Origin of the sequence: Bacillus cereus group sp. N6, from assembly GCF_016483705.1 — a bacterium.
Lineage (GTDB): Bacteria > Bacillota > Bacilli > Bacillales > Bacillaceae_G > Bacillus_A > Bacillus_A wiedmannii.
In genome coordinates this window covers 39,314-62,488 of sequence record NZ_JAEHBI010000009.1, presented here as the reverse complement: position 1 = coordinate 62,488, position 23,175 = coordinate 39,314, and the positions used below count along the sequence as shown (strand labels likewise).

The window sequence follows — 23,175 nt, the reverse complement described above, 5'->3', positions numbered from 1 at the left end:
TAAGAAAGGGCATACAAAATAAAAAAAGAATAAGAAATCGTTTTCACAAACATTTCATTTGAAAAATGTTATCAAACACCCTACAATCACCTTATACTCACTCTTACAAGTTGCTATTTTAGGAGGACTAATCATGACAACTAGCAATACGTACAAATTTTATTTAGACGGAGAATGGAGAGAAAGCTCTTCAGGAGAAACAATCGAAATTCCATCTCCATACTTACACGAAGTAATTGGACAAGTACAAGCAATTACTCGCGGAGAAGTAGATGAAGCAATTGCATCTGCAAAAGAAGCTCAAAAATCATGGGCGGAAGCTTCTCTACAAGATCGCGCAAAATATTTATATAAATGGGCTGATGAGCTCGTAAATATGCAAGATGAAATTGCCGATATCATTATGAAAGAAGTCGGTAAAGGTTATAAAGATGCGAAGAAAGAAGTTGTTCGTACAGCTGATTTCATTCGTTACACAATCGAAGAAGCTCTTCATATGCACGGAGAAAGCATGATGGGCGATAGCTTCCCTGGCGGAACGAAATCTAAACTTGCGATCATCCAACGCGCACCACTTGGTGTTGTATTAGCAATCGCACCATTTAACTACCCAGTAAACTTATCTGCTGCAAAACTTGCACCAGCATTAATTATGGGTAACGCTGTTATTTTCAAACCAGCAACCCAAGGTGCAATTAGTGGTATTAAAATGGTTGAAGCACTTCATAAAGCTGGCCTTCCAAAAGGTCTTGTAAACGTAGCTACAGGACGCGGTTCTGTAATTGGTGACTACTTAGTAGAACACGAAGGCATCAATATGGTATCGTTCACAGGTGGTACAAACACAGGTAAACATTTAGCGAAAAAAGCTGCAATGATTCCACTTGTATTAGAACTTGGTGGTAAAGACCCTGGTATCGTTCGTGAAGATGCTGACTTACAAGATGCTGCAAACCATATCGTAAGCGGTGCATTCTCTTACTCTGGTCAACGTTGTACAGCTATTAAACGTGTACTTGTACACGAAAACGTAGCAGATGAGCTTGTTAGCTTATTAAAAGCGCAAGTAGCTGAACTATCAGTTGGATCTCCAGAACAAGATAGCACAATCGTTCCATTAATCGACGACAAGTCTGCTGACTTCGTTCAAGGTTTAGTTGACGACGCTGTAGAAAAAGGTGCAACAATTGTTATCGGTAACAAACGTGAGCGTAACTTAATTTACCCAACATTAATCGACCACGTAACAGAAGAAATGAAAGTTGCTTGGGAAGAGCCATTCGGCCCAATCCTTCCAATCATCCGTGTTTCTTCAGATGAGCAAGCAATTGAAATTGCTAACAAATCAGAGTTCGGCTTACAAGCAAGTGTCTTCACAAAAGACATTAACAAAGCATTTGCAATTGCTAACAAAATCGAAACTGGTTCTGTTCAAATTAACGGACGCACAGAGCGCGGCCCTGACCACTTCCCATTCATCGGTGTAAAAGGTTCAGGTATGGGCGCACAAGGTATTCGTAAGAGCCTTGAGTCTATGACACGTGAAAAAGTAACTGTATTAAACTTAGTTTAATCCTATATGTAGAAGCTGATCTAGTTTTAGATCAGCTTCTTTTTATATCAAATAATTATTCATTCCTAATAACAAACTCTTCTCTATAATCTGATTATTACTATATCCATTGACGTATAAAAATTCATTTGTTACTCTTAAAGACGTTAATTTAATATTTAAATCCTCATTCGTATCTCGGTGAGGTAGAGGTTGCAGTCATTAAGAGTATCATTTCAGGAGATGTAGTGGCATTGATGAAGGAATGAGAAAGGAATGATTGCCGAAGTAAGCCCGTGTCCACCATGCACGCTTGCTGGGTCTGCATTTAATAAGTGCAGAACTGTCACAAACGAAACGTTTCGTTTGTGGAGAGCTATCGAGAGGTATGTCGTGGGTTTCTTATAAGATAGAAAGCATGTAGCGGCAAATTACGTGCTTTTTTTGTTTTGTTTGGGACTTCTCTTCTCTACTAAGAAGACATACATATCTCCTCGCTTGACTTGGTTATACTAACTTTGGAGGTATTTTCTATGCAACAAAAAAAATGGGGCTTTTGGGTATTAACAGCTTTCGTTGTCGGTAACATGGTTGGCGCTGGTATTTTCATGGTGCCAAGTACGTTGGCACAAACAGCAAGCCCTCTCGGTGTCACTTTAGCTTGGTTAACAACAGGGTTTGGTGTTTTAATGCTAGCTCTTGTTTTCGGTAATTTAGCAATTCGTCGTCCTGATTTAACGACAGGACCACAAAGTCATGCATATGCTTTATTCTCAACACCAAAAAAGAAAAAAATGGCTGGTTTCAGTATGGTATGGGGATATTGGGTAGCAAACTGGGCAAGTAACGTTGCCATCATTACATCATTTGCGGGATATTTATCACTCTTCTTCCCAATTATGAAAGATACACGGCTACTATTTTCAATCGGTTCTTTTAACATAGAAGTCGGAAAACTAATTACATTTACGATTTGTTCCATCTTACTTTGGGGAACTCATATTATATTAACAAACGGTGTAAGCGGAGCTGGAAAGCTAAACTTCTTAGCAACAACAACGAAAGTAACTGGATTCCTTTTATTCATCGTCGTTACTTTATTTGCATTCGAGGCTTCTAAGTTTGGACAATGGTACACACCGATGATCGATAAATCAGGTGTATCACACGGCCTTCTTTCACAAGTAAATTTAGCCGCTCTTACAACGCTTTGGGCATTTATCGGAATTGAATCAGCAGTACTTTTATCAAACCGTGCTACCTCTCCTAAAACAGTAAAACGCGCAACGGTTGCGGGATTACTTATTACAGTTGCGATTTACTTAGGAATTACAATTTTAACAATGGGTGTCCTTCACGTTGATAAATTACAAGCTTCTGAACGTCCATTAGCAGACGCATTAAACGCTGCAATGGGGCATGGCGGCGGGAAACTGATGGCATTACTTGCTCTTACTTCCCTATTCGGTTCTATCTTGGGCTGGATTTTATTAAGCTCAGAAGTACCCTATCAAGCTGCAAAAGAAGGTTTCTTCCCTTCCTTCTTTACGAAAACAAATAAAAAAGGAAGTCCAATTTACTCATTACGATTAACAAACATTATGTCGCAAGTGTTCTTATTCTCAACACTATCCGGAACAATTGCGGAAGCTTATACATTCGTTATTACCGTATCAACACTGGCCTACCTCATTCCATATCTCGTTTCACCAATCTTCCAGTTAAAACTAGTCGCAACTGGTGAAACATATAAAAATGAAATGCGGGCAAGAATTACAGATGGCATAGTAGCAGTAATCGCACTTTGCTACGCACTATGGGTTATTAAAACCGGCGCATCCGATATAAAAACGTTCCTTCTCGGAATTGGTTTATTCGTAATCGGATTTGCTTTCTATCCATTAATGAATCGTGATGAGAAAAAAAATAACGAAAAGAAAAACGGGCAAGTTGCATAACGCAATTTGCTCGTTTTTTCTTTTGTAAAACATATATAATAGAACAAAGAGGTGAAAAACATGTCAATCGAATCACTATGGAGCAGCCGCTTCCAACAACATATTCAAAATATCATTACATACTTTGCACGTATGATTAACGGTTTACTATATAGCTTTATCTTTATTTCATGCGTTGGCGCATATTACTATGCTCAGTTTCTAAAAGCATCTCCTTCTAAAGGAATATCTTTACTACTTATCACGATTGTACTTACATTCATTATAACGAGATGCCCGATCCGTACATTTATTCAAAAACCTGATGCTGTCTATTTGCTTGCATTAGAAGAGAAACTAACGTCTTATTTTAAAAAATCTCTTCTATATAATTACATCATTCAGCTTTTCCCATTATTATTTACGTTCCTTATTCTCGTTCCACTTGCCCTGCAATCATTACAATTAACTGTACCTTTCTTATGTACAATCTTTATCGTTTTAATGATTACGAAAGCTTGGAACATGTACATACATTGGATGTGGCGTGATAGCCATGAAAAAAACATATGGTTCATTATTCGTATTGCTTGTAACGCCCTAATCATTTACATGCTATTTTACTCGGCACATGTTCTCATATTAGGCGGATTGCTCTTACTACTTGCTTTCCTACTTCTATACACGAAAAAACAGCCTACAAAACGAATACCGTGGGATTACATAATCGAGCAAGAAGAAAAAATGAACGTTCGTTTTTATCAATTTGCTAGCATTTTCACCGATGTTCCACAACTAAATAAGCAAGTAAATAAAAGGAAATGGCTTACAAATTGGATTGAACCTTTATTACATAAAAAACAAGCAACTTTCTTCTATTTACATACACTGGCATTTTTACGTGGGAATGATTATTTCGGTATATATATTCGCTTAGGGTTGATCGGTGCCTTCGCCTTATATTTTATACCAAACATATACGTAAAAGGCGCTATTGCTTACATCGTCCTATATATGATTTCTATGCAGCTCCGTTCCCTGTGGAAATATTTTTCGGGAAATATTATCGTAGCATTATATCCAATTGATACTGAAAAACGAATGAATCAATTTCTTCACTTAATCTTTATATTGCTAAGCATTCAACTCATTGTATTTTCAATTGTTATACTCATTGCTACAAGTCAATTTTTACATAGCCTTATCATTATGATTGTCGGGTTACTCTGGATCAAATGTATTATTGTACCAAAAACGAAGCAACGAATTTCTGCGTTTTAACGAAAGGAATTATCTTAAAAGCCAAGGAGAAAATAAATTATCTCCTTGGCTTTTTTATTTTTCTTCCCCAAACAAGAATTACTGAAACAACCGATATTTTATGATTTTTACATACAAAAACGATAATACATGTTTACGCCCTAACAAAAAGGGTATGTATTAAATTAACAGGGCAAAGGAGGTGCCTATATTGTGAATAAGAAAATGGAGCAATTGGAACATCACATTACAGATAATCAATGCAAACACGCTTTAACAACAAACCAAGGAGTAAAAATAGCCGAGGATGAATTTTCTTTAAAGATGGGCTTAAGAGGCCCAACCTTAATGGAGGATTTCCACTTTCGCGAGAAAATGACCCACTTTGATCATGAACGAATTCCTGAAAGGATTGTTCATGCGCGCGGAGTTGGCGCACATGGTTATTTTCAGCTTTATGAATCTTTAGAGGCATATACAAAAGCACATTTTCTTACTAACCCTTCAAAAAAAACACCTGTATTTGTACGGTTCTCGACCGTTCAAGGCTCTAAAGGATCCAATGACACAGTAAGAGATGTGCGCGGATTTGCCACAAAATTTTATACAGATGAAGGTAACTATGATTTAGTAGGTAATAATATGCCAGTATTCTTTATCCAAGATGCTATTAAATTTCCTGATTTTGTACATGCAGTTAAACCAGAGCCACATAATGATATTCCTCAGGGAGCTAGTGCTCATGATACATTTTGGGATTTTGTTGCGCATAATCCCGAGTCTACTCATATGGTTATGTGGCAGATGAGTGATCGCGCAATTCCGCGTAGTTTACGAATGATGGAAGGTTTTGGAGTTCATACATTTCGACTTATTAATAAAGAAGGAAAAGCCCACTTCGTAAAGTTTCACTGGAAACCTACCCTAGGGGTTCATTCATTAGTATGGGATGAGGCTCAAAGGATTGCTGGGAAAAATCCTGATTTCCATCGTCAAGATTTATACGAAGCAATTGAAAAAGGCGATTATCCGGAATGGGAGCTTGGATTACAGTTAATTCCGGAAGAAGATGAGCATGCATTTGATTTTGATATTTTAGATCCAACGAAACTATGGCCTGAAGAAGAAGTTCCTGTAAAACTAGTTGGTAAAATGACACTGAACAAAAATGTTGATAACTTCTTTGCCGAAACGGAACAGGTAGCTTTTCACCCTGGCCATGTCGTACCAGGTATTGATTTTTCAAATGATCCTCTTCTGCAAGGAAGATTGTTCTCCTATACAGATACACAATTATCTCGTTTAGGAGGTCCTAATTTCCACCAAATTCCTATTAACCAGCCTGTATGTCCTTTTCATAATAATCAACGTGATGGTATGCATCAAATGCAGATTCATCGCGGTCAAACAAGCTATCATCCTAATGGCTTAAATAACAATCAACCAGCAACCGTCCAAGCCGAACAGGGCGGATATGAACATTATCAAGAAAAGGTTGATGGACATAAAATTAGGGGGCGCAGTAAAAGCTTCCTTAACTTTTATTCTCAGGCTAAACTTTTCTACAATAGTATGAATGCTATTGAAAAGCAGCACATAAAAGACGCATTTTGCTTTGAAGTTGGGAAGTGCAAATCAGACATGGTGAAGGCAAATGTAATTGCTCTTTTAAACCACGTCGATCGTCAATTAGCAAAGGAAGTCGCTAACATGATTGGAGCTCCCTTGCCTAAGGAAAATCAAGAAATAAATTCGGATGCAAAATCACCTGCACTCAGCATGTCCAATACTATTTTTAAAGCTGATTCCAAAAATGTGGCAATTCTATTAAATGGCGATCCAAGCATTTCCCTTCTGTTCGAATGGATTCAAGCTTTTGCACAGCACCGAATTAACTATGGCATCATAGATAATAAAATTCATCATTTCAATGATTCTATTAAAGTAACGGATACTTATACAACAGCAGACTCCTCACTTTTTGATGCAGTCTTAGTGTTTAGTAGTGAATCTGTCATTAAACCCCCTGTTTTAGAATTTGCAGAAACTACTTTTAAACACTTTAAACCGATAGCCTATGTCCTTAGCGACCCTCATGCTTTAGACCATAGTAAGGTTAAACTGGATGGAGGAGGAGTTTACAACTTAACAGATACTTCAATTGAATCATTTATAGAAGGCATTGCCCAAGGACGATTCTGGAACCGATAATATAATGTAAGGAGCGGATTAGAATGAGTAAAAAAATTGCTACTTTAATAACAGATTATTTCGAGGACACAGAATACACAGAGCCAGCAGAAGCTTTTAAACAAAAGGGATATGAATTAACAACTATTGAAGCAGAAAAAGGTAAAACGGTACACGGTAAACAAGGAAAAAGTGAAGTTGTAATTGATAAAGGTATCGATGATGTTTCTCCAGAGAACTTTGATGCCCTCTTCATACCAGGCGGATTTTCCCCAGATATACTTCGTGCAGATGAACGTTTCGTTCGCTTTAGCAAAGCATTTATGGATGCGAAAAAACCTGTTTTTGCTATTTGTCACGGCCCCCAATTACTCATCACTGCCCAAACGCTTGAAGGACGTGATGTGACTGGATATAAATCCATTTCGGTCGATTTGAAAAATGCCGGCGGAAATTTTCATGACAAAGAGGTTGTCGTATGCCAAAATCAGCTAGTAACAAGTAGACAACCGGAGGATATCCCAGCGTTTATTGAAGAATCATTGCGTATATTAGGATAGTTATTAGAGGTTAACCAAAATAGCTGTTTAGCTACTTTGGTTAACCTTTTTATTTGTATGAAAATTAAAAAGGAATATCATTTTTAATGACCTGTGGATTCCTCCCTTCTTCGTCCCCAAATTTCTAATCACTTTTCATAGGCATTTCTCATATAGTGAAAATGACTATACGATTCCTATCCATAAGTTAAATAATAATTTTACACATATATAAATAAAAAAAGATGGGAGCCTAGCTATGAACAATAATCCACCTTCAACGCCCCCAAATCCAACGGAAACGAATAATAATGAAGTAAGCTTACAAACGTTACGCGTCATTGGGCTTATTGTACTGATTAGTGGCTACATATTAGTAGCTCTTTCTGAAGTAGGAACGTTAAAAAATCTTTTGCTACAGCCTAGTACTACTCCAAATTTAGCTGAAGTTGATCCGTTTTAAAAAGAAAAAACATACCCTTCTTCTTTAAAAAATGTAACAATTGATTCATTCGGCTGGGCAAATTTTGCGAAATTATGGATACAGCCATCCCCGCATTAAATATGGGGATGGCTGTAATTATTAAATGATTTCTTCTAAATGATTCTTCAAGTTCTCTAAATACTTATCAATTGTAGGATTCTTCACCACATCATAACAAGCAAAGCTCTTTAACGGACTCATGCCAAGAAACTTTTGCACGCGGTGTAAATGGCTAAGCGTTGACTCTAAACTTTCCCCTTCAAAGAACTTCGTCTTATCTCCAAATGCCTTTTCAGGTGCATTCCAAGTTGTAGAAAACATATACTGCTTCTCTTTTAATAAACCACCTGTTCCATATTCATCAGCACCTTTAAAGAACAAACCATATTCATATACTTCATCCATATACGTTTTAAATAAGCCCGGTACACTAAACCAGTAAATCGGTGTTTGATAAATCACAACATCCGCCCATAAAAACTTCTCTTGTTCTTCTTTAATACTATAGCCATCTTGAATCGTTGTTGTTTTCACATGATGCTTCTCACTTAATACAGTTATCATATAATCAACTAACGTTTTATTTAATCTGCCTTCCTTTGTACCGTATTTTTCATGTCCATTTATAATGAATATATTTTTCATCGCTTTTCTCTCCCTTATTTTACTCCTCGGCTATTAACCCCAGTTGCTGTTTCAGCGTAAGATTATCTTCTAAATGCCAGTCTTCCGTTATCTTTCCGTCTTTCACATGTAAAATATCAATTGCAAAAAAATTGATTTTCTTATCCTTATGCGTTCCTGTAAAAGAAAGACGAGCTGTTACTTTATCACCGACGACTAATAAATCTTCAATCTCGCAATGTATATTAGGAACGACTTTACGAAAATTTTGTGCCGCAAACTTTAATCCTTCAGTGCCTTGTGGTCGCCCTTTCGGCAATGTATTATCGGAAAAATTTTCAGAAACAGTTTGCAGAATAAGTTCCTCCTTACCTGTATCCCAAAATGCATAAAAACGCTGCGCTGCATGAACCATTTCGGTCGCTTCCTTTTTACTTAGTGAGGGATCAATTGTCATTGCTTTTGGCTTCGGCATTTCTTTTAATAACTGGATTTCCGTTTTTTGTTCCCCGCTACATGCTACAAGTACAATACAAACAACAAACAAACTAAGGAATCCAAACAACTTTTTTATCCCCATGAAAATCACCTCCTCCTTCATATAAACCCTTTGTATTTCATATTGCTATTGTATATGCACTAACTTCCTTTATGGAAGTAGTGATATTTTTTTCATATAGTTACCAAAAGTATAGTTTTGTGATACTATAAAGCAAATTCATCCAAAAAAATTTTATGGAGGCTAGTTCCATGAACAATATAGATCCAGTTGAATTAACGAAAGGTTTACCTGGCATACCTTGTCCTATCGCTAAAACACTTGACGTAATTCGTACAAAATGGACGTTTTTAATCATTCGCGACCTTCTTATCGAAGGAACATTACGCTTTAGTGATTTACAAAAATCAATGAATGGGATTAGCCCGAAAACATTATCGCTTCGACTAAAAGAACTAGAATCTCAAGGCATTATAACGAGAAAAGTATATCCAGAAGTTCCGCCTCGTGTAGAGTACACATTAACGGATAAAGGAAAGCAATTAGAGGGGATTTTCATTGAATTAAAACGGTTTGGATTAAGCTTATAAAGTGAAACTTTTATGGGCAGTTGATCCCCCACCTAAATTCTTTGCTTTCAGTGAATTTTGAGGCGGGGGTCTTACTGCCCATTAAAGCGGGATAAAATAAAAACCCCTTACCGTCGTAAGGGGTTTTATTACTTCGCAAAACTTTCAGCTAGCTGTTTCTCTCTCCACATAAATGTAATGCCAAGACCAACTATTAAAACAACTCCTGAAAATGCATATGGATAATGAATATTCATATCAAATAATATTCCGCCCATCGCTGGTCCTGCAATATTTCCTAAACTCGTATAAGTCGAGTTCATACCAGCAACAAATCCTTGCTCTTTTCCAGCTGCTTTTGATAAAAATGTCGTTAAAGCTGGACGAAGCAAATCAAATGCAAGGAAAATAAAGCAAGTAACGAGAAGTACAATCCAATAATTAAAGACTACAGTTGAAACAAACGCTAATACTGCACCTACAATTAAACATATTTGAATCAACACTTTTTCACCGAACATATCAACCAATTTACCAAACATAAATACTTGCACAACTACCCCAAAGATGGAGCTAATCGTAATAATTGCCGCAATATCTTTGGGTGTGAATCCAAACTTATGATCAGAAAATAGACTAAACACAGTTTCATACGCTGATAATCCGAATGCGAGTACAAATACGATAATAAATGCAATTGCATACATTGGATGTAATGATTTCTTTAAATCACCAATAAAACTTGATTCTTTCGTGTTAGCAGAAATCTCTGCAAGTTCTTCTTTCGTTAACGGTTCTTTTAAAATAAAGATCGAAATTACACATGCTATAAAGGCAATTGCTGCTGCAACGAAAAACGGCACACGTATACCGTATTCTGCAATAAATCCGCCAATTCCAGGTCCTATAATAAAACCCGTACTAATCGCTGCTGATAAATACCCCATCGCTTTTGGACGTTCCTGCATAGATGTAATATCCGCAACATATGCCGTAACACCAGGCATAATAAACGCCGCACTAATTCCGCCTAACACCCGTGCTGCATAAAGCATCCAGACATCTTTTCCTAATCCAAAAAGAAGTTCTGAAACACCAAAAATAAATAATCCAATGATGATCATTTTCTTCCTACCGTAAAGATCGACCCACCGGCCTGTAATAGGTGACGTAATGAGCTGAGCCATTGCGAATACTGCAACGAGATATCCCATCGTCTTCCCTGTTAAACTCATGTCATTCATAAAGGACGGCATAACCGGAATGATTAATCCAATCCCTAAAAAAGCGATAAATATATTACTCAAAAGAATGACCAATACCATCTTTTGTTCTTTTATCGGTTTCTTCACTTTTTAACACCTCTTCCCGTAAGTTCCTCAAAAAAATAATGCCCAAGAAGTTTTTTCTTTATCCTGCTATTTGTGGGCTAGTCATGAGTAGAGATGCCCCCACTCATTAGAATTTCACTCTATCCTTCCACACATACATACGCATTAGGTGAATGACTATCATTCAGTTTTCCTCAAAAATGAACCTACCTTTTCAGACAGGTTCATCTTACTACTTCTTTATATGTAGTGCATGCGTTAAAAAATCTAGTACTTCTGCCTTTTGTAGCTCGACTTGCTCATCATCTTTATGGTCATATAAATAAACTTGTTCCGCTGCAGATTCAACAAGAGCGATAAATAACTTAGCCGTTCTTTCCGCGTGAACCGAATCACGAATTTCACCAGCTTCTTTCGCCGCACTTAAAAACTCGCTTAGCCACATATAAAGAGGCTCATACACAGCTTCCCATTCTTTTATATGCTCTGTAGATGCAAGACCCGCATACATTAAAGCTTGTATTTCACGATATTCCGCTATAAAGTGAAACACCGCATCTATTACTTGCGTCACTTTACTTGAGAAAGGCGCATCATTTTGCACTTTTTCTTTCACTGCAAGTATCATCTTTTCAACCATTACTTCTGCTATTGCAGGCATAACAGATAACTTAGAAGGAAAATATAAATAGAAAGTTCCTTGTGCAATGCCAGCCAATTTCACGATATCAGAAATCTTCGTTTTTTCAACGCCCTTTTCCTGAAACACTTCAATAGCTGCATAGACAATTTTTTCTTTTTTATTCATCATCTAAACCCTTTCACACACATATTGAATGACTGTCACTCATTTTATAAGATAATCGATTGTACTGTCAATGATAGTGAACTCTAAGAGGAAATCATTTTTTAATAATAAAAATCTCCTAATAAACCATTAGGAGATAAATACAATATATCTTTAAGAAAGAGCCTTCAATCCTGTCACTCCGCATACAATAAGAGCCACACTAATGATACGTGCTTTACTTTTCGACTCACCAAACAGGAACATGTTTAATAAAACGGCACCTGCTGTTCCAATACCAATCCAAACCGCATAAGCGACACTTACTTGTAAAAATAAGAAAGATGTATACAAGAATGCGAAGGATGTAGCAAATCCACCTATATAAATTGCACCATTTGCTAACGTTTTATCTTTACTATACATTTTAAGACCAATCACACCGACTATTTCACTAATTGCAGCACAAAATACGAAAAACCAACCCATCTTTAAGCAGCTCCTTCCACAGTTTCTTCTTTATTATCAGCCAGCTTTAAACCGATAACACCGGCTACAACCATCATGATAAAGAATAGTTTCCCTACGCTAAAACTCCCGCCGAAAAGGAATACATCCATTAAGAAAGTACCTACCGTACCAGCTCCGGCAAAAATGGCATATACAGTCCCTGTCGCAAGATGTTCACACGCTTTAGAAAGGAAGTGAAAATCAACAGCGATAACTCCTAAAATAATAATCCAATGCCACCAAGTATCCGCGGTATTAAAACCAAACACCCAAAAAATTTCAAAGATACATGTTAATATGACATATAACCAAGCTCTATTTTTCATACCTCTCACCTCTTATGACTGACTATCAGTCATTTTTGTTTTAAAAAAATATACTCCTTCATCACTAATATATAAACAACTATCATCCTCATTTACCATTTATATTTGTTCCATTGCCAAACTAACTAAATCCTGCCACACGAAAATGACTGAATGTCATTCATATGTATTGTACATGAATATTTTAAAAACTGTCAATACCGAAAGATTATTTGAAATTTCTTTCATCCGATTTGTATATTTCCTAATAACCTGTCAATACTGCTAGTAACATAATATTTTCTCCACTCCCCCTTGGAGAGATCCCTTGAATAGAGCAGTTAGCTTTTGCTAGCTGCTCTTTTTTATTTGCCGGCACACTATGAGATCAAATCCATTTTTATCATAAAGAATTAAGGGTCGGATTATGTTTTCTATTTACTTTCCAAAGAGGCCTTATATGCAATAATTTTATTCTCCAGCATCTTTTCTGTAATTACTAAGTTTTCTCTTTGAATCTGAATAGATTTCCTATGATCTTCTAGGAGCTGTAAACGAGCTTCGGTTGTATGCTCCCCTTCTAAATATAACCTAGCATATTCTCTTATTTTCGCTATTGGCATTTGCGTTTGTTTTAATTTCATGACAAAATGCAACCACTTTATATGTGACTCTTCATACATTCGATTCCCATTTGTATCGCGATTTGCAATTAATATATTTTCCTTTTCATAATAACGTAGTGTATGTGTACTCACTCCTATTAATTTAGCCACCTCGCTAATTGTGTACATACTCTAACTCCCTCCACGTGCTTATCCTCATATATTTTATAGCCTTATCAAATTCATAAAAAACATTTGACTTAGAGTATACTCTAACAAATAAAATCTAACCATAATATATTTATTTGAACTTAGGGGGATTTTATATGAAATACACTGTTATTACTGGTGCGAGTTCTGGAATTGGCTATGAATCGGCTTTAGCCTTTGCAGCTCGCGGAAAGAACTTAATACTTGTAGCTCGAAGACAAGAAGAATTAGACGGATTAAAATTAAAAATTAACGAAATGAATCCAGAATTGGATGTTGTTATTCGAAGAACGGATTTATCTATCACGGAAAATGTTTATAAGCTGTATGAAAGCCTACAAGCCTTTCAAATTGAAACGTGGATTAACAACGCCGGTTTTGGTAATTTCGCCTCCATTGCTGAACAAAATTTAAATAAAATAGAAACGATGTTACATGTAAATATAGAAGCACTAACAATACTCTCCTCTCTTTTCGTTCGAGATTATTCAATGGTTGATGGCACACAACTTATTAACGTTTCATCAGGCGGTGGATACACAATCGTTGCTGATGCTGTTACGTATTGCGCTACGAAATTCTATGTAAGTGCATTTACAGAAGGTTTATCTCACGAATTGAAACAACAAGGTGCAAAACTGCAAGCAAAGGTTTTAGCACCTGGTGCAACTGAAACAGAATTTGCAAAACGTTCATTTGATATTGATGAATTCCAATACGATAATGTTGTACCGAAATTCCACACCGCAAAACAAATGGCACAATTTATGCTTGATCTTTACGAAAGCGATAAAGTTGTAGGGCTTGTCGATGGTTCTACTTATAACTATGAGCTTAAAAATCCCATTTTTAATTTTGCGGTAAGAAAAACGAATTCAAGTTCTTAAATTCCCCTAAAATATAGATGCCCACTATTACGTACATAATAGTGGGCCTTTTTTCTCTGAAAATTTCACCCAACATATCGAATCATCGCCACCTCATCACAATAATCCACCTTTGGACAATGTCTACAATCGATCCATACTTTCTCTGGTAACGCATCTCTATTCACAAAATCAAACCCGCACTTTTGAAAAAATTCCGTTTCATATGTTAAAGAAATGACTCTATTCACTTTTATTTTCGCTGCCTCATTTATTACATGGTTCACTAACATACGCCCGATTCCTTTCCCTGCATATGTATGCGAGACGACTAACGACCGGACTTCTGCAAGGTCCTCCCCTAACACATGTAAACCAGCAACCCCAACAATCTCATCGCTTTCTTTCACAACATATAAACATTGTAAATATTGATAGAGAGATAAAAGAGAACGTGGTAAAACTACTCCTTCTTTTGCATAAGCTTCAATAAGACTATAAATTTCTTTCACATCACTCGTAACCGCATTAAAGATTTTCATATTATATCCCCTTGTCCCCGATATTAATATTTATAACCTAAATTGAATTTTAATACATAATTTTATATAATAATACATCTCTCTTTTCTCCCCGTCAATCACTTTATACAAACAAAAAACCAAGCAATCTAATCGATGCTCGGTTCCTCATTTCGGATCGGTAATACTGTCGAATATTTAATTTCACGAAGTGCTAAACTCGTCTGTATCCTTGTAATACCCAGCTTATTCAACTTTCTAATAAACTGCTCCAGCTCTTTACGATCACGATTTGCAACCTTTAATAAATAATCATATTCTCCTGTTAAACAGTGACATTCTAACACTTCAGGCATCGCTTCTAATTCTTTCTCCAACACCTCAAGTTTATCCGATTGATGAATATTCGTACTCATAAAAATGAAACATAACAAATCAAAACCAAGCTTTTCTTGATTTAAAATGGCTACTTGCTTATCAATGAACCCTTCTCCATCTAATCTTTTTATTCTCGCATGCATCGCAGCTGGTGATAAATTAACGCGTCGCGCAAGCTCAGCATTACTTACTTGAGACTCCTTCTGCAATATATCTAAAATTTGTACGTCCAAATCATCTAACACTTTAATAACAGACGACTCCATTACAATTCCCCCTTTTTCTTACCGATGATTATTCGAAAAAACACCTTACAACATATACAAAACTGAATATCATTCTACAAACACTATTTACAACAAAATATTTTATCGACTTTTAACCATTATACAAAAGAATATATTACACAACGAAGAAAAATGCTAAAATTATTTACAATTCACATTGATTATAACAAAGGGGATTTTAATATGCCTTATTTTTATGTCTTTTTACTATTACTAACGAGCTTATTATGGGGAGGAAATTTCGTCGTTGGAAAATCGCTCGTTGATCATGCATCACCGATGACACTAACAAGTTTAAGATGGATGATTGCGATCGTTTGTTTATTACCGATCGTATGGTTTAAAGAAAAGAAAATCATTCCACCTCGTGCCGCAATACTTCCGTTAATACTAATGGGAATCTCAGGGGTCGCTCTTTTTAACATCTTTCAATTTCTAGCACTAGAAAAAACATCCGCAACGAATGTAGGGCTTATTTCTACATTAAATGCGATTTCAATTGCACTATTTTCAGTATTATTTCTAAAAGAAAAAGTAAATACACTTCAAATTCTATCCATGATTCTTTCATTCTTTGGGGTTATTCTTGTCCTATTAAAAGGTAACTTTGCACTTTTATTTTCACTACATTTTAATAGCGGCGATTTATGGATGATTGCGGCTGTTTGTATTTGGGGAATCTATTCTGTTTGTAGTAAATGGGCAACAAAAACAACGACACCACTCATGGCAACATTATACTCTGGTATTTTCGGCGTTATTCTATTACTGCCATTTAACATAGGGAGCTTCACCGTTTCCAATATTAATACTTCTTTCATAACATCACTTTTATATACTGGGCTTATTTCCACAGTTCTTTGTATGGTGTTTTGGAATATTGGCGTGCAAAAATTAGGAGCGACTACATCCGGTATTTTTCTAAACTTCAATCCGATTTTCACAGCTATTTTAGCATTCCTTTTCCTCGGTGAAGATCTAACGTGGATACAAATTTTAGGGACAATGATCGTTGTGACAGGATGTTATTTATTTTCTCATTTCAAAACGGTTACTGTTCAACCAACTAGAGCTTTAATGCGAAAACATTCTTAATGAAAAAAACATCGTCATCCGGGTGGCGATGTTTTTATTTACTCTTCATTTCTTTTATATACCGCTTTTCCTCTTCTGGCGATAAACGTTCCGTCGCTTTGCCGGTATCTCCACCTTGAAGGCCCCATAAAAAGTTATGCTCCTCAACTGTTTGTGAAAAATCTCCTTTTTCCCATCTATTTATAATAGAAAGTAACCTCGTTTTATATTGAAAACCTATACTATTTTCAATATCTTTCTTTACGCTATAAATTTCTTTTGTTGTCATTTCTACAAATCCCCATTTCTCAGAGGATTTTACCTTTTGGTGTACCATTTTGTGCATAGTAGAAATAATTTCACCTTCGCTAACTCGTGGGGCTTCTTCTGCAACTTTCTTCTCCTTTTCGTTTGCCACTCGCTCAATTTGAATATTTTTATTCTCTTTTTCCACATATGCAAGCAATTTCTTTCCGCCAACTATAGACGTGATAATTACTATAATTGTAATACATATGCCTACAATCCATTTAAAAAGCATTAGCTCTTCATCGCTTCCTTAACAATATGACTATCTACATACTGCTTAAACTTCACGATTTTTCCGTTCTCCAGTTGCCATACATGAACAAACTCTGCTTCAAATGATTTTCCCGTTTCTTTATAAACTCCTGAATAAACACCTTCAGCAATAATTACATCTTTTCCGTTTACTTCATGGTACATATTTACACTCGCCTTAAAATCATCCCATTCTGATCCTAATCGGCTAAATACATTTTCCATTATTGCTTCTACACCTATATAAGTTCCCCCGTATGGGAATCCTTCTGCCTCTGTCCATTCTACTTTTTCAGAGAGGGCTTCTGCTAAATGTTTTGCATTCGAAGAAGCTGATCCTTCATACGTGCTTCGAATAATTTCTAAATTTGATTTAGGCATGTTACTTCCTCCCGTTTTATTTATTTTTTACACAAGTCGTAACCACCTCAGTTACAGCTTTTGTAAAAAAATATTTATATTGTTTTATTCTTAATCAACTAGTTGTAATCATTATAGTTACAATTATGATTCAAGTCAACAATTTATAAATAAGTTTACTTCGCTTTCATTACTTTCTCTTTTACGAAACGATCTACATATCCTTCTGCTTTTACAACGAATAAATACGCACCCATTGCTAATAATGCAAGATCTAATTCATACCCTGGATTCTTTCCATCTCCTAATAAACCTGCTGCTCCATTTACCTTTACGATAGCTCCAGCTAAAATAAGAGCGAATAACAATCCTACATATTTTACGCCTAAACCGATAATTAATAATATACCACCAACTAATTCAACTGTTGCTACGCCGTATGCAAGACCACCTGGTAAGCCGATGCTTGTAAACCATCCTGCTACGTTATCGATACCTGATTGAAACTTCGCTAAACCGTGCGCAAAGAATGTCACTCCTAACACGATACGAATAATTAAATTCCCAATATATTGGTTCATTTTGAACTCTCCTTTTTGTTTTGTTATGGTGAACTTTTATTTACAAGTCAAAACAATACGGTATTTCATTTCATTCGTCAAATACTTTTTTTAAGAAAACAAAAAACATTATCCCTTTTACGGATAATGTTTTCCTACAAAATAGTGCTAATTCAAGCTTTTACTCTATTGCACAAAAAAGTTGAAACATTTTTCCAGCGCCAACATACGGCAATAAAGACAAGTCCTCTTCTACAACCATGCCAACAACATTCACTTTCTCATCTTTAGGCAAATCATGTGTGGCAACTTGCATCTCTCCTACATATCTACCGTACAATTCATTATCAATTGTAATGCTGCCTTTCTTTCTTGCAATTGTATGCATCGGCTTTAAAATCACTTTATTTCCTTCTCTTGATTCAACTGAACGAATGACATCACGAGCTGGATCTAGTCTATTTGTATGCACTCGCTCCACCACTTTTAACACTTCACTTTTCTCTATCAATGGCTCGTATCGCAGCGGAATAATTCCTCTACTCGCACTCGCTATCTCTTGTACACTTTCTATACTTCCGCTTATATCCCCGATTAACACCTTATCGACACCACAATCTTGTACAAGTTCTAAGTACGCTTCAAGCGGGCGCATATTGCGGTGCTTTTCTAACGTTGGTAAACCTTCACATAGCGGACCGCGTTTTTCACCATCTCCCGGAATAAATGCCATCGTTTTTATTCCGCACTCATGTAAGTATGCGTTTTGTTTTTGTAAGAATGATTTTGCTAGTCCTGTTTCTGGGCGCGGGTAAAAATTATGCCACGCTTCTACATTCTCTACTTTTATATTTTCTATGATTAACTCTTTCCAAAATGAATCTGTAATCGTACTCGCATTTAAAGCTACTTTCATTTTATGAGATACGCGTGCGATTTCTTTCGGCGTGATGCCGTAGTCCATTCGTAAACCAGTAATGCCCCATTCCACTAACTCTTCTACATTTTCGTAAGTTATCCCTAAATGGTGTAACGATTTTGGAGAAACATCGACCATTAATTCCATTTCATATTTGAGCGCTTGTTTCCCAAGTATTTGAATTAGCTCTTTGTACGTACCAGGATCATCTTCAGGAATGTGAAGTGATGTAAAAATAGATGAAAACCCGTTTTCCTTCGCTACTTTTAGCCACTCTTCTTGCTTCTTTACTCGTTCTTTTGAAAGATAAATTGAAACTCCTATCATATGAATCTCCCTTTCTATGAATAGAAAAAGAGAAAGGAATCCCTTTCTCTATATGTTTTCTGCCATTTCTTCTTTAAAGCCAAAGAAGTACGTAAAAATGAATCCGAAAGTATATGCCACTACTAATCCAAGGAAATATAATAAATATTTATTATCAGCAATTAACGGAATTAATGATAACCCTGATACACCGATTCCGAGTGCGGCTGTTTTCATAACTGCTTGGAATGCACCGCCAACTGCTGCACCTAAACAAGCTGTAAGAAACGGTTTCCCAAGTGGTAATGTAACCCCGTATAATAACGGTTCGCCAATTCCTAAAAATCCAACTGGTAATGCACCTTTAATTACGTTACGAAGTCGTTTGTTTTTCGTTTTCACATAGATGGCAATCGCTGCTCCTACTTGCCCAGCGCCAGCCATTGCTAGTACTGGTAATAAAGGCGTTACGTGCGTTTGATTAATAAACTCCATATGAATTGGTGTTAAACCGTGATGCAATCCGACCATAACGAGAGGTAAAAATGTTCCCGCAAGCACTGCTCCAGCAAATGCGCCGCCAATACTTAAAATACCATTAATTCCGCTTGTAATTCCTTCAGATAAGAAACCTGCTACCGGCTGAATGGCTAACATCGTTACAATACTTACGACTAACACAGTAATGAGCGGTGTCACGATAATATCAACTGCATTTGGCACTGCTTTTCGAACTTGTCTTTCTACTACAACCATAAGCCATGCTGCAAAAATAACTGCAAACAATCCGCCCCGTCCGGGTACGAGCGCTTCACCGAATAATTTTACGTTCGCCATCGCCGGGTTAAAAATTAAAATACCCGCAATCGCCCCAAGAACTGGTGTCCCGCCAAATTCTTTCGCTGTATTCCAGCCGACTAAAATTCCTAAGAATGTAAAGATACCGCCACCAATGAGTAGTAGCATTTGTAGCCACGTTGCATTCGGATCAGCACCTGCGTTTTTCGCAAAGTTAGCGACCCCGTTTATAATTCCTGAGGCAACAAGACCTGGAATTAAAGGAATGAAAATACTTCCTATTTTTCTTAAAAAGTTTTTCACTGGTGTATTATTTTTCTTCTTAATCTCTGACTTCATTTCTTGCCCAAGGTCTTCAAGGTGATGATCTGCCACCTCACCGATTCGCAGTCCCGTTAAACCTTCCATTTCAGCTGCTACTTTATTTACTGTCCCTGGGCCAACAACAACTTGAAGCGTCTCATCTTCAATAACGCCCATAACCCCTTCAACCTTTTTCAAAAGGTCCATATTCACTTTACTTTCATCATGAAGCGTTAATCGTAGCCTCGTCATACAATGAGCAATGCCACGAATATTTTTTACTCCCCCAAGTTGCTCTGATATTTCTTTGGCCATTCTCTCTTCTTTCTTCATAATAGAATCCCCCTCCCTATTATTTTATAGTGCCTTCTTCACAAACCCTTTCGCTTCTTTTAATTTCTCCAGTGCTTCCCCATACTCACACTGTAGTAACACCATAACAATCGCGGCTTTCACATTACGTTCTGCTTTTTCATAACACTCTGCTGCTATTTCATAGCTCACACCTGTTGCTTCCACAATAATGCGTTTTGATCGTTCTACTAACTTTTCATTTGTAGATTGAACATCTACCATTAAGTTTTTATATACTTTCCCCACACCAATCATAGAAGCTGTTGAAATCATATTAAGTACTAATTTTTGCGCTGTACCAGCTTTCAAACGCGTTGAGCCTGTTAAAATTTCTGCGCCTGTTTCTACTTCCACATTTAGTTTTGCATATTTACTTATTTCAGCATTTTTATTACAAGAAATACTCGCCGTGCTCGCTCCCACGCTAGCCGCGTACTTCAAACCGCCAATTACATAAGGAGTTCGACCACTTGCCGCAATTCCAATCACTGTATCTTTCTCGTTTAATCCAATACTTTTTAAATCTTCTTCTGCTAACTCTTCGCGGTCTTCTGCACCTTCCACCGCCTTAGTAAACGCTTTCAATCCACCTGCTATAAATCCTTGTACCATTTTATCATCTGTGCCAAATGTCGGCGGACATTCCACCGCATCCAAAATACCTAAACGGCCACTCGTACCAGCCCCAATGTAAATTAATCGTCCCTCATCTTCAAAGGATTTAATGACAATCTGTACAACCTTTTCAATTTCTTCTATTTCATTTTCAACTGCTAACGCAACAGTTCGATCTTCTTCATTCATACTTTGTAACACTTCTTTTATACTCATCTCATCTAAATTCATCGTCTTCTCATTACGATGTTCTGTCGATAAATTTTCTAACATATTATCACCTGCTTTGAAATTTAATTTCATACTTTTATTATAACTTTAAGAAATTTAAAATCAATATCACTTTATTATTTTATGAAATTTTATTTCTTTTCATGACGAATTTATCCCACTTTAACTGGCAGTAAGACCCCCACCTCAAATTCAGCGAAAACAAAGAAGATAGGTGGGGGATCAACTGCCTGTAAAAGTCCGATTGGTTCAACTAATAATAAGTGGGGGATGCCCCCCACTTATTAAAGTTTCACTTTATGTCAGTACGCAAAAAAAAGATGGGTTTCCCCATCTTCTCATTTTAACTTCCGTAACCGTAGAGCTTCTTCCCTTGTCTCCATAAATTGATCCAGCACTTTATTACCAATACGATTAAAAGTAATCACATATAAAGCATCAATCATATTCAGCTGTGTCATTCTCGAAGCAATACTCGCAATACGATGATCTTGCTCTACATCTGGCATACAAAGACGAATATCCGCTTCTTTATATAAAGGTGATGATTGGTCAAGCTTTGTAATCGCAATAACTGTTGCACCTTGTCTCTTCGCATATTGCGCCATTTCAAGTACATCTTTCGTACGACCAGATGTTGAAATGGCAACAAATATATCGCCCTCTTTTAAATTCGTCACAAGCGGCAACATCATATGAAAATCTGATAGCATCATCGCTGTAAATCCGAGCCTTGTAAATTTGTAAGCCCCGTCCATCGCAGGAGTAGCTGATCCGCCTACTCCATAAAATATAATTTTATCTGCATTTACAATACGATCTGCAGCTTTCTCAAGTTCCTTTTTATCTATCGCAGTAACGCTCGCCTCAATTGCAGCTTTATTCACATACGTAACTTTATTAAACAAATCATACGGTCCATCTTCCGTATTCATAACTGAAAAATCATTAATATTATAATCAGCAATCGTCAATTCACGAACGAGCGCGATTTTAAATGCTTTAAAGCTTCCGATTCCAATTGACTTACAAAAGCGAACAACACTTGCTTCACTCGCGCCTGCATTCGTTGACACTTCTTTCGTCGTTAAGTTCGGAACAATCTCTGCATTCTCCATTATGTACATGGCAACCTTCTTTTCAGCTGGTGAAAATTGATCCATATTACTTTCAATTTTAAATAGTAATGTTGAAGCTTTCACTATTTAACCTCCACTTCTTACGGTTGCGTTTATTCTCTAATATCATTTACATCGTATAGATAAAAACCATCATTACCAGGTGGATGGTGAACAATTACAGTTCGATCCCCTTTTTTATACGACGTTATTTCACCTTCAGATCGCTGTTTTTCCCATCCATGTATCCAAATTGCAAAGTCAGGTACAAAAGCAGTATAATTATAGTCTTTCGGGTTTTCGTCTTCTACATAGGAAGAAAAAATAGAAACAGGAAAGTCTTTCGCTTTTGACTCTTTCCATGCAGTAAATGGTATACATAGCGCAATAAGTATGATTATACCGATAACCTTCCCCTTCGTAATCCTCACACATTTTCTCTCCTCGACTTATCATATACGTAGATTTTACCATAATTACAACCTATTCACGCTATATGACTATTGCTTTTTTCCAATAAAA

The 23,175-nt window shown here is 36.6% G+C and carries 26 protein-coding genes and 1 riboswitch; of the genes, 9 read left to right on the top strand and 17 right to left on the bottom strand.

Annotated features, from left to right (window positions below; translation table 11 throughout):
• Nucleotides 1-133 precede the first annotated feature (133 nt).
• The 6 genes from gapN (at nucleotide 134) to JDS99_RS09770 (ending at nucleotide 7,941) form a co-directional block, all read left to right on the top strand.
• Nucleotides 134-1,573, top strand: coding sequence for an NADP-dependent glyceraldehyde-3-phosphate dehydrogenase (gapN, locus tag JDS99_RS09795; RefSeq protein WP_087985762.1), 1,440 nt, complete (start codon nucleotides 134-136; stop codon nucleotides 1,571-1,573).
• Between the two features lie 178 nt (nucleotides 1,574-1,751).
• Nucleotides 1,752-1,939, top strand: a riboswitch (Lysine riboswitch).
• A 146-nt stretch (nucleotides 1,940-2,085) separates the two neighbouring features.
• The gene (locus tag JDS99_RS09790; RefSeq protein WP_088062091.1) at nucleotides 2,086-3,510 is read left to right on the top strand and encodes an amino acid permease; all 1,425 of its coding nucleotides are present in this window, start codon (nucleotides 2,086-2,088) and stop codon (nucleotides 3,508-3,510) included.
• A 60-nt stretch (nucleotides 3,511-3,570) separates the two neighbouring features.
• Nucleotides 3,571-4,770, top strand: a complete 1,200-nt coding sequence (locus JDS99_RS09785; RefSeq protein ID WP_199694989.1) for an ABC transporter permease — start codon at nucleotides 3,571-3,573, stop codon at nucleotides 4,768-4,770.
• Nucleotides 4,771-4,962: 192 nt separating this feature from the next.
• Nucleotides 4,963-6,960, top strand: a complete 1,998-nt coding sequence (locus JDS99_RS09780) for a catalase (RefSeq protein ID WP_199694988.1) — start codon at nucleotides 4,963-4,965, stop codon at nucleotides 6,958-6,960.
• Nucleotides 6,961-6,983: 23 nt separating this feature from the next.
• Nucleotides 6,984-7,499, top strand: coding sequence for a type 1 glutamine amidotransferase domain-containing protein (locus JDS99_RS09775; protein WP_088062087.1), 516 nt, complete (start codon nucleotides 6,984-6,986; stop codon nucleotides 7,497-7,499).
• A 238-nt stretch (nucleotides 7,500-7,737) separates the two neighbouring features.
• Nucleotides 7,738-7,941, top strand: a complete 204-nt coding sequence (locus tag JDS99_RS09770; protein WP_001063864.1) for a hypothetical protein — start codon at nucleotides 7,738-7,740, stop codon at nucleotides 7,939-7,941.
• 120 nt (nucleotides 7,942-8,061) lie between these two features.
• On the opposite strand, the gene JDS99_RS09765 is transcribed toward JDS99_RS09770, so the two are convergent.
• Both JDS99_RS09765 and JDS99_RS09760 read right to left on the bottom strand, forming a co-directional pair.
• On the bottom strand, nucleotides 8,062-8,607 hold the full coding sequence (locus JDS99_RS09765; protein ID WP_199694987.1) for an NAD(P)H-dependent oxidoreductase: 546 nt from the start codon (nucleotides 8,605-8,607) through the stop codon (nucleotides 8,062-8,064).
• Between the two features lie 19 nt (nucleotides 8,608-8,626).
• The gene (locus JDS99_RS09760; RefSeq protein ID WP_087985769.1) at nucleotides 8,627-9,166 is read right to left on the bottom strand and encodes an ester cyclase; all 540 of its coding nucleotides are present in this window, start codon (nucleotides 9,164-9,166) and stop codon (nucleotides 8,627-8,629) included.
• A gap of 170 nt (nucleotides 9,167-9,336) precedes the next feature.
• Between JDS99_RS09760 and JDS99_RS09755 the strand changes: the two genes are divergently transcribed.
• Nucleotides 9,337-9,675 carry a winged helix-turn-helix transcriptional regulator gene (locus JDS99_RS09755; protein WP_061113258.1) on the top strand — a complete coding sequence of 113 codons (339 nt, stop codon included), beginning with the start codon at nucleotides 9,337-9,339 and terminating at the stop codon, nucleotides 9,673-9,675.
• Nucleotides 9,676-9,803: 128 nt separating this feature from the next.
• On the opposite strand, the gene JDS99_RS09750 is transcribed toward JDS99_RS09755, so the two are convergent.
• The 5 genes from JDS99_RS09750 to JDS99_RS09730 all read right to left on the bottom strand — a co-directional run bounded on the left by JDS99_RS09750 (nucleotide 9,804) and on the right by JDS99_RS09730 (nucleotide 13,381).
• A complete protein-coding gene (locus tag JDS99_RS09750) occupies nucleotides 9,804-11,006 on the bottom strand; it encodes an MFS transporter (protein ID WP_048545666.1) in 1,203 nt (400 codons plus the stop codon).
• A gap of 211 nt (nucleotides 11,007-11,217) precedes the next feature.
• Nucleotides 11,218-11,796, bottom strand: coding sequence for a TetR/AcrR family transcriptional regulator (locus JDS99_RS09745; protein WP_001993037.1), 579 nt, complete (start codon nucleotides 11,794-11,796; stop codon nucleotides 11,218-11,220).
• A 150-nt stretch (nucleotides 11,797-11,946) separates the two neighbouring features.
• Nucleotides 11,947-12,261: a DMT family transporter gene (locus JDS99_RS09740; protein ID WP_000539670.1), complete on the bottom strand. Its 315-nt coding sequence runs from the start codon at nucleotides 12,259-12,261 to the stop codon at nucleotides 11,947-11,949.
• Between the two features lie 2 nt (nucleotides 12,262-12,263).
• Nucleotides 12,264-12,608 (bottom strand): DMT family transporter, encoded by a 345-nt coding sequence (locus JDS99_RS09735; RefSeq protein WP_048545668.1) that lies wholly within the window; start codon nucleotides 12,606-12,608, stop codon nucleotides 12,264-12,266.
• Nucleotides 12,609-13,021: 413 nt separating this feature from the next.
• Complete coding sequence (locus JDS99_RS09730; protein WP_098147873.1) at nucleotides 13,022-13,381, bottom strand: MerR family transcriptional regulator; 360 nt, start codon at nucleotides 13,379-13,381, stop codon at nucleotides 13,022-13,024.
• A gap of 137 nt (nucleotides 13,382-13,518) precedes the next feature.
• Here JDS99_RS09730 and JDS99_RS09725 point away from each other — a divergent pair, with 137 nt between their 5' ends.
• Nucleotides 13,519-14,289, top strand: a complete 771-nt coding sequence (locus tag JDS99_RS09725) for an SDR family NAD(P)-dependent oxidoreductase (protein WP_048545673.1) — start codon at nucleotides 13,519-13,521, stop codon at nucleotides 14,287-14,289.
• A gap of 65 nt (nucleotides 14,290-14,354) precedes the next feature.
• On the opposite strand, the gene JDS99_RS09720 is transcribed toward JDS99_RS09725, so the two are convergent.
• Nucleotides 14,355-14,810, bottom strand: coding sequence for an N-acetyltransferase (locus JDS99_RS09720; protein WP_048545675.1), 456 nt, complete (start codon nucleotides 14,808-14,810; stop codon nucleotides 14,355-14,357).
• 128 nt (nucleotides 14,811-14,938) lie between these two features.
• A complete protein-coding gene (locus JDS99_RS09715) occupies nucleotides 14,939-15,433 on the bottom strand; it encodes an Lrp/AsnC family transcriptional regulator (RefSeq protein WP_000446106.1) in 495 nt (164 codons plus the stop codon).
• A 204-nt stretch (nucleotides 15,434-15,637) separates the two neighbouring features.
• Here JDS99_RS09715 and JDS99_RS09710 point away from each other — a divergent pair, with 204 nt between their 5' ends.
• Nucleotides 15,638-16,549: a DMT family transporter gene (locus tag JDS99_RS09710; RefSeq protein ID WP_088062075.1), complete on the top strand. Its 912-nt coding sequence runs from the start codon at nucleotides 15,638-15,640 to the stop codon at nucleotides 16,547-16,549.
• A 34-nt stretch (nucleotides 16,550-16,583) separates the two neighbouring features.
• On the opposite strand, the gene JDS99_RS09705 is transcribed toward JDS99_RS09710, so the two are convergent.
• From JDS99_RS09705 to JDS99_RS09670, 8 genes are all read right to left on the bottom strand, one after another.
• The gene (locus JDS99_RS09705; protein WP_088062072.1) at nucleotides 16,584-17,069 is read right to left on the bottom strand and encodes a PRK06770 family protein; all 486 of its coding nucleotides are present in this window, start codon (nucleotides 17,067-17,069) and stop codon (nucleotides 16,584-16,586) included.
• Nucleotides 17,069-17,470 carry a nuclear transport factor 2 family protein gene (locus tag JDS99_RS09700; protein WP_088062071.1) on the bottom strand — a complete coding sequence of 134 codons (402 nt, stop codon included), beginning with the start codon at nucleotides 17,468-17,470 and terminating at the stop codon, nucleotides 17,069-17,071. The genes JDS99_RS09705 and JDS99_RS09700 overlap by 1 nt, the downstream gene beginning before the upstream one ends.
• A 155-nt stretch (nucleotides 17,471-17,625) precedes the next feature.
• Nucleotides 17,626-18,030: a DoxX family protein gene (locus JDS99_RS09695; RefSeq protein ID WP_046957250.1), complete on the bottom strand. Its 405-nt coding sequence runs from the start codon at nucleotides 18,028-18,030 to the stop codon at nucleotides 17,626-17,628.
• 160 nt (nucleotides 18,031-18,190) lie between these two features.
• Complete coding sequence (locus JDS99_RS09690; RefSeq protein ID WP_199694986.1) at nucleotides 18,191-19,255, bottom strand: DUF871 domain-containing protein; 1,065 nt, start codon at nucleotides 19,253-19,255, stop codon at nucleotides 18,191-18,193.
• Between the two features lie 48 nt (nucleotides 19,256-19,303).
• On the bottom strand, nucleotides 19,304-20,668 hold the full coding sequence (locus JDS99_RS09685) for a PTS transporter subunit EIIC (RefSeq protein ID WP_000711311.1): 1,365 nt from the start codon (nucleotides 20,666-20,668) through the stop codon (nucleotides 19,304-19,306).
• 24 nt (nucleotides 20,669-20,692) lie between these two features.
• Nucleotides 20,693-21,577, bottom strand: a complete 885-nt coding sequence (gene murQ, locus JDS99_RS09680; RefSeq protein WP_088062067.1) for an N-acetylmuramic acid 6-phosphate etherase — start codon at nucleotides 21,575-21,577, stop codon at nucleotides 20,693-20,695.
• 296 nt (nucleotides 21,578-21,873) lie between these two features.
• On the bottom strand, nucleotides 21,874-22,737 hold the full coding sequence (locus JDS99_RS09675) for a MurR/RpiR family transcriptional regulator (RefSeq protein ID WP_000648163.1): 864 nt from the start codon (nucleotides 22,735-22,737) through the stop codon (nucleotides 21,874-21,876).
• A gap of 29 nt (nucleotides 22,738-22,766) precedes the next feature.
• Complete coding sequence (locus JDS99_RS09670; protein WP_199694985.1) at nucleotides 22,767-23,084, bottom strand: outer surface protein; 318 nt, start codon at nucleotides 23,082-23,084, stop codon at nucleotides 22,767-22,769.
• Between the last annotated feature and the right edge of the window lie 91 nt (nucleotides 23,085-23,175).